This window comes from Sulfitobacter sp. SK012, from assembly GCF_003352085.1.
Classification (GTDB): domain Bacteria; phylum Pseudomonadota; class Alphaproteobacteria; order Rhodobacterales; family Rhodobacteraceae; genus Sulfitobacter.
Map to the genome: position 1 here is coordinate 373,607 of NZ_CP025804.1, position 12,293 is coordinate 385,899.

Annotated in this window: 14 protein-coding genes; 5 read left to right on the plus strand and 9 right to left on the minus strand. The window is 56.1% G+C overall.

The genetic code is table 11. The features are described from left to right. The first annotated feature begins 1 nt into the window (after position 1). A complete protein-coding gene (locus C1J03_RS01750; RefSeq protein ID WP_114883084.1) occupies positions 2–313 on the plus strand; it encodes a P-II family nitrogen regulator in 312 nt (103 codons plus the stop codon). A 9-nt stretch (positions 314–322) separates the two neighbouring features. Here the strand turns inward: C1J03_RS01750 and C1J03_RS01755 are convergent, their stop codons facing one another. From C1J03_RS01755 to C1J03_RS01780, 6 genes are all read right to left on the minus strand, one after another. Next, the gene (locus C1J03_RS01755; RefSeq protein ID WP_114883086.1) at positions 323–1,930 is read right to left on the minus strand and encodes a DUF4139 domain-containing protein; all 1,608 of its coding nucleotides are present in this window, start codon (positions 1,928–1,930) and stop codon (positions 323–325) included. Positions 1,931–2,038: 108 nt separating this feature from the next. Then, positions 2,039–3,061 (minus strand): aspartate-semialdehyde dehydrogenase, encoded by a 1,023-nt coding sequence (locus C1J03_RS01760; RefSeq protein WP_114883088.1) that lies wholly within the window; start codon positions 3,059–3,061, stop codon positions 2,039–2,041. A 74-nt stretch (positions 3,062–3,135) separates the two neighbouring features. Beyond that, complete coding sequence (locus C1J03_RS01765; protein ID WP_114883090.1) at positions 3,136–4,311, minus strand: MFS transporter; 1,176 nt, start codon at positions 4,309–4,311, stop codon at positions 3,136–3,138. Then, positions 4,308–5,084, minus strand: a complete 777-nt coding sequence (locus tag C1J03_RS01770; protein ID WP_114883092.1) for an HpcH/HpaI aldolase family protein — start codon at positions 5,082–5,084, stop codon at positions 4,308–4,310. Before C1J03_RS01770 ends, C1J03_RS01765 begins: the two co-directional genes overlap by 4 nt. A 114-nt stretch (positions 5,085–5,198) precedes the next feature. After that, positions 5,199–5,873: a hypothetical protein gene (locus C1J03_RS01775; protein WP_114883094.1), complete on the minus strand. Its 675-nt coding sequence runs from the start codon at positions 5,871–5,873 to the stop codon at positions 5,199–5,201. Between the two features lies 1 nt (position 5,874). Continuing rightward, on the minus strand, positions 5,875–6,165 hold the full coding sequence (locus tag C1J03_RS01780) for a hypothetical protein (RefSeq protein WP_114888795.1): 291 nt from the start codon (positions 6,163–6,165) through the stop codon (positions 5,875–5,877). Between the two features lie 165 nt (positions 6,166–6,330). On the opposite strand from C1J03_RS01780, the gene C1J03_RS01785 reads away from it, so the two are divergent. The 3 genes from C1J03_RS01785 (at position 6,331) to C1J03_RS01795 (ending at position 8,797) form a co-directional block, all read left to right on the plus strand. Beyond that, positions 6,331–6,846 carry a hypothetical protein gene (locus C1J03_RS01785; RefSeq protein ID WP_114883096.1) on the plus strand — a complete coding sequence of 172 codons (516 nt, stop codon included), beginning with the start codon at positions 6,331–6,333 and terminating at the stop codon, positions 6,844–6,846. Between the two features lie 131 nt (positions 6,847–6,977). After that, positions 6,978–7,595, plus strand: coding sequence for a ribonuclease HII (locus C1J03_RS01790; RefSeq protein ID WP_114888796.1), 618 nt, complete (start codon positions 6,978–6,980; stop codon positions 7,593–7,595). 101 nt (positions 7,596–7,696) lie between these two features. After that, positions 7,697–8,797 (plus strand): site-specific DNA-methyltransferase, encoded by a 1,101-nt coding sequence (locus C1J03_RS01795; RefSeq protein WP_114883099.1) that lies wholly within the window; start codon positions 7,697–7,699, stop codon positions 8,795–8,797. A gap of 225 nt (positions 8,798–9,022) precedes the next feature. Here the strand turns inward: C1J03_RS01795 and C1J03_RS01800 are convergent, their stop codons facing one another. From C1J03_RS01800 to mutY, 3 genes are all read right to left on the minus strand, one after another. Then, a complete protein-coding gene (locus C1J03_RS01800) occupies positions 9,023–9,325 on the minus strand; it encodes a response regulator (RefSeq protein ID WP_254694157.1) in 303 nt (100 codons plus the stop codon). A 70-nt stretch (positions 9,326–9,395) separates the two neighbouring features. Then, on the minus strand, positions 9,396–10,538 hold the full coding sequence (locus C1J03_RS01805) for an alkane 1-monooxygenase (protein ID WP_114883100.1): 1,143 nt from the start codon (positions 10,536–10,538) through the stop codon (positions 9,396–9,398). Between the two features lie 37 nt (positions 10,539–10,575). Further along, positions 10,576–11,676 carry an A/G-specific adenine glycosylase gene (gene mutY, locus C1J03_RS01810; protein ID WP_114883102.1) on the minus strand — a complete coding sequence of 367 codons (1,101 nt, stop codon included), beginning with the start codon at positions 11,674–11,676 and terminating at the stop codon, positions 10,576–10,578. An 84-nt stretch (positions 11,677–11,760) separates the two neighbouring features. Between mutY and C1J03_RS01815 the strand changes: the two genes are divergently transcribed. Then, on the plus strand, positions 11,761–12,285 hold the full coding sequence (locus C1J03_RS01815; RefSeq protein WP_114883104.1) for a DUF721 domain-containing protein: 525 nt from the start codon (positions 11,761–11,763) through the stop codon (positions 12,283–12,285). Positions 12,286–12,293 lie beyond the last annotated feature (8 nt).

The following is a 12,293-nucleotide window of genomic DNA, read 5'->3' on the forward strand; positions in this document are numbered from 1 at the left end:
CATGCAGACACACCGCGCCAAACGGGTAGAGATCACAATCGAAACAGTGATGCAGTCGCGCCTAACCGACGCATTGGAAAAGGCTGGGGTTACTGGTTATTCCGTCTTGCCGGTGCTCGGCGGCTCTGGCCGATCTGGCGCTTGGACCAGAGCCGGCCAAGTCAGCCGTGGACAAGGGATGGTACAGATCATCTGCATCATCCAAGAGGACCGGCTAGAGGCGTTACTTGATGCTGCGTTCGCTGTTGTTGAACGCCACATCGGTGTGGTCAGTGTCGTCGATTGCGACGTCCTGCGGGCCGAACGTTTCTAAGCCGCGCCGTTATCGGAGCACTTTGCCGTCGGGCCAGCGGATGTCCTGCTCAACCGTAATTTGTTGCTCTGCTCCGGGTGCAATGTTGAGGTTCCATTGCAAAATACCACGTTGATCGTCCACATCGGACTGATCCGGGGCCGGTGTTGCCTCCCAATCAATCGTAAGGTCTTCTTGCTCAGTGTAGGGTACAGAATCGAGTAACTCGACGGCCCACGCCTCGTCGCTAAGGTTCATCACGTCGATCCGAACGGTCTGCGTTTGGGCGTTGCTGCGACTGATGATGCCCCGGTCGCCTTGGTTCAAATCCAGAACGGTCCGGGTCAGGCGCAGTGCTTCGATTGGGCCAAATGCAAGGGCCATATCTTCGCCAGCGGGGGTTTCGGCAAAGGGTCCGGTGCCAACCAACGCGCCGTCCACATAGAACCGTGCCACGTCTGCTCGCAACAACGGCTCTTGGGTACCGTTCACTCCTTCAGCCATCAAAAATGCGGTGCTATCTCGTGCGGGGACCGCTTGCGCAAAGACCCGTGGTTCAAAATTGAGGGCGTCCAGCGCCACACGAACCTCGTCGGCACCACTCGCAACAGTTACAGGACGCGCAACAGCGTAAGTCACACCGGGACCGTCAAAACGAGCTGTGGCACTCGCTTCCATAAGAACCGGCGACGGCGCAAATGCCATTTTCGCATCGTCGCTTTGCAACCGCGATACCGCCTTTGGCTTCAACGGGTCCTCGTACCGGACCAGGTGAGGAAAGAGTATCGAAGGGGTGATTTGTCCCGTCGGTGCGAGGGTAAAAAGTGTAAGGGTAACGGCGTCCCAATTCTCCGAGCTGTTCTGGCTGATCAAAGCGCTGCGTTTCATCTCAATCGCGGGATCATCGCCACGGGTTAGGAACAGGTCATAGGTTGGTTGCCAATAGGCCTGCACAGGATAGCTAATGGTAGCGGTCAAAGAAGCCGCAGTTTCCGCCTCAACCGAAAGCGCCAAAAGCGCGTGCATGTCAGGCGGTGGGGTCAGCGCGGCAAGTGCGGCGTGGGCATCCTTCAGCGCCTTGGTCAGGAGGGGCCGGTTTATTTCAAGTCCGCGTGCCTTTTGCTGTGCGGACAACATGGCTTGCCTTCCGGTCAGTGTTTCGTCGCGGATCATTGCGGCAATATCGCGCAATCCAGCCGGTTCTGACGGCAATGTTTGGCTCCCGCTCAAACCCATCAGAAACGTCAGCTGCGCCTCCGCAGCTTGCGCTACGACTTGAACAGCGGCGATGTCATCATCCAACCCAGCCAGCGCTTGTTCGGCAGCGGTGATCGCGTCCTTGGCGGTGGTGACGGCGGCGCTGTCTGTGTCAGGCTGCGGTGGAACAAAGTCGTTGCGCAGGCGTGTACCGGCGAGGGTCGCGCCCTTTAGGCTGATGCGCAGGCTGCGTGCGTCGACCCATTGCGGTAGGTCAGGCAGGATCAACTCATGCGTGCCTTGGGGCACATCAACAGTCACCGTACGGCTAACCATCGCGATACCGGGATAGACCGTTACGGCGCTGGGTGCGGAAGTTACGGTAAAGTTATCCGCAAAAACGGCGGTCGGCAGAGCAAGCAAGCAGAGGGCAAAACGCATCTGTAAAGTTCCTTTGAATCGGTCCCTGACAGAGTGCACCGTGCAGCCCCAAAGCAAAAGGGGCACCCGAAGATGCCCCTGATAGGTTGCGGAAAATCGCGTGGGCGATTAGCCCTTTTTGAGGCACTCGCGGCCCAGAAGTTCGGCTATCTGCACGGCGTTCAGCGCTGCACCTTTGCGCAAGTTGTCACTGACGCACCACAGGTTCAGGCCGTTATCGATTGTGCTGTCTTGACGAATGCGGCTGATGAAAGTCGCAAAATCCCCTACACATTCGACTGGCGTGACATAGCCACCGTCTTCGCGCTTATCGATGACCATGATACCGGGTGCTTCGCGCAGAATGTCGCGGGCCTCGTTTTCATCCAAATGATCTTCGAACTCGATGTTGATCGCCTCAGAATGGCCAACGAACACAGGTACGCGCACACAAGTCGCCGTGACCTTGATCTTGGGATCAACGATCTTTTTAGTCTCCGCGACCATTTTCCATTCTTCTTTGGTCTCACCCGAATCCAAAAAGGAATCGATATGCGGGATCACGTTGAAGGCGATCTGCTTGGTGAACTTGCGTGGCGGCTTGTCATCCGTCGGATTATAAATAGCCTTGGTCTGGTCCCAAAGCTCATCAAGGCCTTCTTTGCCGGCACCGGACACTGACTGGTAAGTGCTGACCACGACGCGCTTGATTGTAGCGCGGTCGTGCAGGGGCTTGAGCGCCACAACCATCTGCGCTGTTGAGCAGTTGGGATTGGCGATGATGTTTTTCTTGGAATAGCCGTGGACGGCCTGCGGGTTTACCTCAGGCACGATCAACGGCACGTCCGGATCATAGCGGTAGAGCGACGAGTTATCGATCACAACACAGCCTACTTTGGCGGCGCGCGGTGCATATTTCTTGGTCGCGTCGGAGCCCACGGCAAACAATGCAATGTCCCAACCCGTGAAATCAAACGTATCAAGGTCCTTCGTCTTGAGCGTCTTGTCGCCAAAGCTAACGTCCGATCCGAGTGACTTGCGGCTGGCAAGTGCAACGATCTCGTCCACAGGGAACTGGCGCTCGGCCAGAATGTTCAGCATTTCGCGGCCCACATTGCCTGTGGCACCCACGATTGCGACGCGATAACCCATCTTAATTCTCCAATATATGCATGATGGCTCGGGCGTCTTATACTGCATCGCGGCGCAGGGAAAGAGGGCGACGATCAGTCTTGCGTGTCTTGCGCAAAGAGGTAGGCGACAAGACCCAAAATCAACAAGCCGGCAGAGAACGCAAAGATCATGGTGTAAGGCAGCACCGCAGAGCCAGTACCAAGTGAAGCGGTATAGACACGGCCAGATGCAAATTGCATCAAGCCAACGCCGCCAATGCCGCAAAGGTTCAGCAGCGTCATGCCTCTGCCAACAAGTGCGGGCGGCAAGAAGCTACGGCCGTGGGCCATGATCGGCGCATAGGTAGCCCCAAAGAACCCGATCATGCACATCAGGGCTGCGGAGAGGATAAAGCTGGTTGCGGGTAGGGCAATCAGGGTCGCCGTCGCGATGAGCGTGCCAAGTGAACCGATAAAGATGACCCATTTACGCGTGCCAAATATCCGGTCAAGCGGTCCATAGGTCAGGGTACCTGCAATCATCGCGACCCCCATGGCCAAGGTTGCCCAGCCGATGCTGCGGGCATCTGCGCCAAATATGTCTTCCAGATAAGGGCCGATCCAAAGGCCGCGCAGCGCGCCCACGAGCGCATAGCTGACCAGCATCAGAGGAAAGATGGGCCACAGCGCGCGAATGCGAAGCACGGCAAGAAAGCTTCCGTTTGCCTCACCTTCGGGGGTGGGTGGATCGCGCACCAAAAACCAGATGCCAACGGCCGTCACGGTGGTCATCGCGGCCAACCCCCACAGAGCTGCGCGCCAACCCATCGTTTCGGCCGCTAGAGCCGTTGGATAAGATGCAACCAGATTGCCGGAGGTTCCCACGCCCACCATAATCGAGGCCAACACCACAAACCGTGCTGGCGGGAATTGCCGTGCAAAGATGTAATAGGATGCCATCAATACGGGCGCACAGCCGATGCCAATCAGGATCATCGCGAAGTTGATATGAGCAGGCCCCGTGGCCAAGGCGAATACCGCAGCACCGCCACCGCCACCAAGCGCCAACAGCACAGCGGTGGTTCGGCGCGGCCCTAGCGTATCCAACGCCCAACCGATGGGCAGTTGCATCGCTGCAAATGACAGAAACCAAAGCCCGGAAGCGAGAGCCAGATCATCTGGGCTGGTACCAATATCAGTGCGCAAAAACGGGCTAAGCACAGCCAGAAACGCACGAAAGAACTGGCTCAGCACATAGGCGAGCCCCAAAAGTACCAGACCCGCTTTCATTTTGTTGTGTTTCGCCACTTCGATGCAAGGTCACGCGCGGCTTGCCCCAATAGCAATATATCCGCGCCGACAGCTACAAAACTCGCACCAGCTGATATCGCGTTGCGCACCATATCGTCATTGACGGCCAAAATTCCCGCCGCTTTTCCAGACGCGGCGATCCGCGTGAGTGCATCCATGATAACGCTCTGCACATCTGGGTGCAGCGAATTGCCCATGTGACCCAAATCAGCAGCAAGATCAGCGGGCCCAATAAAGACACCATCAATGCCGTCAATAGCCAGGATGTCGTCCAGTGCGGCCATACCCTTGCGGTTTTCTATCTGAACCAAAAGGCAAATTTGTTCATCCGCGGTTGTGCCGTAATCCTGTGTAAGATTGAATTGTGCCGCACGGGTCAGTGCAAATCCGACGCCACGGTCGCCGTTTGGTGGAAATGTCACGGCGCGGACAAGCTGGCGTGCTTGTTCCACGCTTTCAACCATCGGAACAAGAATGGTCTGGGCACCTGCGTCGAGCGTTTGTTTGATCATCCAGGTTTCGCCAACGGGTACGCGAACGACAGCATGGCTATCTGTGCCCGCAAGCACCTGAAGCTGCGCCAAGATTGACCGCAGATCATTGGGGGCGTGTTCGCCGTCCACCACCAACCAGTCAAACCCTGCTTGGCCCATCATTTCTGCGCTGAATGTATTGGCAAGGCCAAGCCAGCAGCCAAAGAGCGTTTTGCCTTCAGTGAGGGCTTTTTTGAATGGATTGACGGGGGCTGACATAGGCGCGATCCTTGGCTGTGGTACGTGTTTACCCTAGCGCCGTGGCCGGGTTAGGGGCCAGCCCTCATCGATCACAAAGGAGCGAATACCCAAAGGCATCCCTAGTCGAAAATCTTAGATGACTTTGATCACGTCTTTGTCGATGGCCAGCATATAGCCACGGCGGGCGATATTCTTGACCAGAAGCTCGCTGACGATCTGATTACCCAAGGTATCGCGCAAGCGTTTGATGCGTGTGGCTCCTGCGGCCTCATCACAATCGGCTGCATTCCGTCCCGAGATCATGCCTTCGATTTCGGAGCCAGAGAGCACATCGTCGTCCATGCGCGCCTCGGCCAGAATTGACATGGTTTCCATCGCCGCGGCCGTCAGCTTGAAACCGTGGTTATTAAGGTAAACGATGTTTTCCTCTCGACTTATCAAGAGCGTGCTGACTTGAATGCCGACCCGCTCAATCTGGGCCATGCGTCGGTTGAAGCTGATCAGCATGATCAGAAAGACAAGTGCGGCGATCAGCATCGCGCTGGCAAAGACCAAGAGCACAAATATCACGACACGGTAGCTGGCCAACGTATCCGAGAAAGCCGTGCCTGATTGGGCAAGAATTTCCAAAAGCTTGATCTCGGCTTGGCTTGTCAGATCATCATTTTCTACGAAGATCTGTTCTACCTGCGCATTAAAAGCGTTGGCATCGGGCAGCGCCCAAAACAGCATTGCGGCACCGATCAGCAGAACAGCAACGATCCCGGCGATTCCGGCCCAGACAAAACGACCACCTGTGCGGCGCATATTAGAAGCGGAGGAAGTTTGATCCTGCACTGGATTTCCTTTGTTCCAAACCGTCATCTCCGAAGACTGAGACCACATTTAGAAGTGTCCAGCCTTGTCCGGCGAGCCGGCCTTTTAGTTCCGCTTGGGCCGCCGCGCGGTTACAGCTGCCGTTAATTTCGGCAACACCATAGTGGAGCCGTAGGGGATTGTCCTGCTTGGCCTTGTAGTCGGCATAGCAGCCCGCGGACCAAGCGGGACCAGTCAGACCTAGGCCTGCAACAGCGATCAGAGTGAGGAGAATGCGTTTCATGTAATAAGTGATGCGCTTTTGTTTGGCGATATTCAATATCGTTGCCGTCTCTTGGCCTGCGTTATCCGATAACAAACCGCTGTTATTGCCTGTCTTAGCGGGGTGACCCCAATTTGGTTCCACAAGCTGCATTCCTGCCGCTCCCCATTTTAAAGGAACACACAAATGACCCCTCATAGCTTCCGCAAAGCTCTTGCAACGTTCGGTGTTGCCGCATTCATCCTAACGGGACTGGGCAGCGCACCGGCCCAAGCCGACAGCAAAGACCTTGCCCGCGCATTGGCGGCGATTGCCGGGATCGCCATTGTTGGCAAACTCATCCATGACCGCAAGAAGGACAAGAAACGTGACCATGAAGTTGTCACCCGTCGCCGTCCTGTCGATCCTATTCCTATCTACCGGCCGCACCGCCCGCGCCGGGTTGATCCAACGCCTGTGCATCCACGCCCGCTGCCGCGCCGTGTTGATCGCAGACAGCTGCCGCAGCACTGTTTCCGCAGTTTCGATACGCCGCAGGGCCGCTTTCATATGTTTGGGCGACAGTGCCTGAAGAAAAATTATGCCTTCGTGAACCGTCTGCCGCAGCACTGTGTTCAGCGCATTCGCACCTACAATGGCAAGCGCAACGGTTTTGATGCGCGCTGTTTGCGCCGCGAGGGATACAGCTTGGCGCGCGGGTAACCGCAGGCCTTGATCGCGCCGCACTTCCCTGCTGCGCGGTACCATGAGGGAGAGATGTTCGGGCATCTCTCCCTCTTCTTTTGAGCAAGGGCTCTTGTGATTTTGTGGCGTGTGGGTTCTTTGATCCAACCATGGGACCAGATTATTCATTTGAGGATCAGGCACGCGCGCGCGGATTTACGCGTATTGCCGGGGTTGATGAAGTTGGGCGAGGACCGCTTGCAGGCCCTGTCACCGTCGCCGCGGTTGTGCTGGATCCGTCCCAAATTCCCGAAGGTCTCAACGATTCCAAGAAGCTGACGGCCAAAGCGCGCGCGTGCCTGTATGACCAGATCATTCTGGTGGCAGATGTTTGCATTGCGCATGCCTCCGTCGAAGAAATCGAAGAGCACAATATTCTACGCGCCAGCCATCTTGCGATGCAGCGTGCCTTGGACGGGCTGAAGACGCCACCGGACTATGCTCTCATTGACGGCAATATGCTGCCCCGAAATCTAAAGCTGCAAGCCGAGCCGATCATCAAAGGCGACGGCCGTTCGGTGAGCATCGCGGCGGCCTCAATTATGGCTAAAGTGTGTCGAGATTGTGTCATGTTGTCGTTGGCGCAACAGCACCCCGGTTATGGGTGGGAGACAAACATGGGATATGGATCAAAAAGCCACATATTGGCGCTGCAAAAACTTGGGGTAACCCCACACCATAGACGTTTGTTCAAGCCCGTCCACAACATGTTGTATCAAGAAAAATAGTTAAGGCACTGATTCAATAAAGAAATTGACCGCGAATCAGTCACAGGACATCCTGCTTCTCAACCAAAGAGTGCACAACGCACCGGGACAGAGGCAGATATATGACAACGACCAAAAAGGGTGCAGCGGTGCTCCCATTGAATACGATCCTTGAAGGTGACTGTATTGAGGCGATGAATGCGCTGCCAGAGGCGAGCATTGATCTGATTTTTGCAGACCCGCCCTATAACTTGCAATTGCGTGGCGATCTACACCGCCCTGACAATTCCAAAGTCGATGCGGTGGATGATGAATGGGACCAGTTTTCTAGCTTTGCCGCTTATGATGAATTCACCCGTGCGTGGCTCAAGGCCGCCCGACGTTTGCTAAAGCCAAATGGCGCGATTTGGGTGATTGGCAGCTACCACAATATCTTCCGTGTTGGCGCTGCCTTGCAGGATCAGGGTTATTGGATCCTCAATGATGTGGTCTGGCGCAAGTCAAATCCAATGCCGAACTTTCGCGGCAAACGCTTTACCAATGCTCATGAAACAATGATTTGGGCGGGCAAAGATGAGAGCGCGAAATACACCTTTAACTACGAAGCACTAAAGGCGCTGAACGAAGGTATCCAAATGCGCAGCGATTGGGTGCTGCCGATTTGCACGGGCCATGAGCGCCTCAAGGACGATGCCGGTGACAAGGCGCACCCGACGCAAAAACCTGAAAGCTTGCTGCACCGTGTGTTGGTTGGTTCGACCAATCCCGGCGATGTGATACTCGATCCATTCTTTGGGACCGGTACGACAGGGGCTGTGGCCAAGATGCTTGGCCGGGATTTCATCGGGATCGAGCGCGAAGAAGCATACCGCAAGGTGGCGACCAAGCGCATCGCTAAGGTACGCAAATTTGACAACGAAGCCCTGCAGACAACCACATCGAAACGCTCAGAGCCGCGCGTGCCGTTTGGCCAGCTTGTCGAACGCGGGATGTTGCGGCCTGGCGAAGAGTTGTTTTCACTTAATGGCCGCTACAAAGCCAAAGTCCGTGCTGATGGCACGTTGATTGGGGGCGAGGTCAAAGGATCGATCCACCAGGTTGGTGCGGCTTATGAAAAGGCTCCAAGCTGCAATGGTTGGACCTATTGGTGCTACAAAAAGGACGGCAAGCGCGTGCCGATCGACCTTTTGCGCCAGCAAATCAGGGCCGAAATGGCCAACTGATCATCTTCACAGATTTCGAACACCGCCGGTGCCTGCAACCCGATTCTGTCGGGTTGCCTTAGAGGCACTCACCTTGACCTCGCCTTTTCGGCGGGGTCTTTTTTTGCGTAGCGTTCAATTCAAAAGTGTTTTGTGTTTGCGGGCGTGCCTCAAAGCTTCGTGTACATAATGCACCCCAAAATCCGATTTATTGACCACATAAAGAACACCTGCCGTGGCCGCTTTTTACCACATAAAAGGCGATGGCCAGTCGCCGAACATGATCACTGGGATGCGTGACAATTGTCGATCTGATGCAAGTTCCAGCGCAAAATTTGCCCCGAAACCATAGGGTAGGTTATTGTCCAGAAGGATCATGGATATGGTGTCGCTCCGCAAAACCTGACGGGCAGCGTTCAACGTAGCGGCCACCTCAACACGAATGTTCGAATTGGTTCTGGAAATGGCCCGTGCCATCATTTTCTGGTCAACAATGCTGTCTTCGACAATCAGGCAGGTTGCAGTGATATCGTTGTCGCGTCTGCGCATGGTGTTCTGCATCACGTCCCCGCTGGTTATGTCTCGAGGCATAGGTATCGCAGGTAGGTGTTAAAGCCGTTCAGCGGGGAAGGGGTGTAGTACCCTTGTTATAGGGGCGCCAGTTGGTGATGTCGGGGTAATACATCTCACGCCACTTGTTGACGCGCGGATTCATGAACCGCCGCCACAGGGGCGGCACCATCGCGGCCATCGTCATGACCGGATAGCCGTAAGGAAGCTGCGGTGCCTCAGAAGATCCATATGTCTGCAACATGGGAAAACGCCTGTCGGGTTTGTAGTGGTGATCAGAATGGCGCTGAAGATTGATCAACAGCCAGTTCGTCGCACGGTGCGCCGCGTTCCATGAATGCCGAGGTTGGACATGTTCGTATTTACCGTCGGCCAAGTGTTTGCGGGTTAATCCGTAGTGTTCGACATAATTGACCAGTTCCAACTGCCAAACCGCGATCCCAGCTTGCGTCAAGAACAGCAACACACCGAGCCAACCTCCTAAGACTAACGCCAGCAACAAAAATCCGGCTTGCAGGCTCCAATAGCGGAAAAAAGGGTTGCTAAGGTCGGTCCATGCCAAGTCCTTGCGCGCCAGCATGCTTTTTTCCGCACGAAAAGCTGAGCGCCAACACTCGCGAAGAACGCGGGGGTAATAATGGTAAAAACTCTCATCATAAAGCGCCGTCACCGGATCGCGCGGCGTGGCGACATAGCGGTGATGCACCAGCAAATGCTCGGACCTGAAATGTGAATAGAGCACCATGGCCAGCAAGATATCGGCAAGCCACCGTTCGAGTTTGTTCTTTTGATGCATTAATTCGTGGGAATAGTTGATGCCGATCGTTCCGGTGATCACGCCAACGCCGAAGAACACAAAGAACTTTTCCAAGCCATTCAGGTGTTCGGCGCGCGGTACGTACCAAATCAAACTAAACAGCATCACAAACTGCGCGGGCGTCCAGATTAACGTGATCAAACGGTACCACCGCATATCTGTCTCGTCGGCCTCAAGATCTGCGTTCTGCTGGCTCACGCCGGCTACCGTGTCGAGCAAGGAGAATAGGTGCCACGAGACCACGGGCAAGAGCAGCGGTGCCCATCCCCCCAAAACCGCAGAGAGCCAAGCCAGCGGCAGTAGCAGCAGCGAAAGCCAGAACGGCAAGGCGCGACTTATCCGGGCAAGCTCTTGCGGGGGGATGGTGGTGGTCATGGTGTCATTTCTGCTTTGGGTTGGAGATGTGGTTAGCTCAGGATTTCCGCGCTGTCATTTGTGACGTGTCGTCCGTCTGGGTCAGATCAAATGCTTTGCGCATCACGGTCGGCAGATCAGAGGGGCGAAAATCTTTGGGGATCACAAAGGTCCCAGTGTTCGGGTTTGTGCCCATCGCGACCTCAGCCACCATTATGCGCAGGATAAGGTGAAAATGCGTGAAAGTATGCCGCACCTCGCCCTCAAGCGTACGCCAATCGGCGCGCATAGGCGGCGTGGTTTGCGGCTCAGTCAAGCTCACATCAACCCACTCGCTACCCGGCCAGCCAAGCATGCCGCCTAAGAGGCCTTTGTCAGGACGTGTTTCCAGCAGCCAAGCCCCATCTGTGCGGCGGGCTAGATAGACCCTGCCGTGTCGTACTGGTTTGGGTTTCTTAGGTGTCTTTTTGGGCAGTTCGGCGGTAGTACCCGCCGCCCGCGCACTGCAAGGATCGCGCACCGGGCAAATCCCGCAAGCTGGCGATTTTGGTGTGCAAATGGTGGCCCCCAGATCCATCACGGCCTGGGCATAATCACCGGGGCGAACGTCAGAGGTTAGCGCCTTTGCCCGCTCCATCAGCTCTGGCTTGGCTGCTGGCAGGGGCGTGTGGATGTCATACAGCCGTGCCATGACCCGCTCAACATTCCCGTCCAGCACCGCATGAGGCAGATCAAACGCAATCGAAGACACTGCTGCTGCTGTATAGGGCCCGATACCGGGTAAACTACGTAATGCATCATGATCTGCAGGAAATTCACCATCATGCTCGGCTACCACGGCGCGGGCGCATTTCAGCAGGTTCCGTGCTCGCGCATAATATCCCAGACCGGCCCATTCGCCCATCACATCGGCATCCTTGGCCGCTGCAAGATCGGCAACGGTTGGCCAGCGTGCGATGAAGCGTGCAAAGTAGTCCCGAACCGTGGCGACCGTGGTCTGCTGCAACATCACCTCACTCATCCAGATCGCATAGGGATCCGGACGTTGGCCTGCGCGGCGCTCAGCAGGCCCGACGCGCCACGGCATCTTGCGGGCATGAACATCGTACCACTCTAGCAGGCGCTGGGGCACATCGCCGTCGGGGGTGTTATCACGCAATCTTTATGGCCTCCGGCTGCGGGTTTGACTGGCGACAGGCGCGCCAGCCGCTATGCTAGGTCTTGATAAGAGGTAAACATAGTCATGCCACACCGTCGCGCCAGTACAAAAGGGTTCGCCCGCACCGCCAGCCTGCTGACTGGCAGCATTCGCAAGGCGTCCGAGACCCGTGGGTTTGCGCAATCGCGACTATTGACCCATTGGGCAGAGATCGCAGGGAGTGACGCCGCGTCCATTTCACGCCCCGTTGAGGTCAGCTATGGCCGGGGCGGCATGGGGGCGACGCTGACGCTTCTGACCACGGGTGCCAATGCACCTATGCTTGAGATGCAAAAAGAACAGCTGCGCAGCAAGGTTAACGCGGTCTACGGATATAACGCCATCGCGCGTGTTCGCGTGACGCAAACCGCAGCGTCTGGCTTTGCCGACGGCAAGGTCGCGTTTGAGCAGAAACCGAAAAATACGCAGGCCGCACCGCCTGACCTTGAACTTCGCGCCCGTGCAAAAGGCACCGCAGCCCCTGTTGCTGATGGTGGTTTGCGCGATGCCCTAGAACGGCTGGGCGAAAACATCCTGACAAAATCAAAGAACTCACGCCATCACGAATAAGGATTATT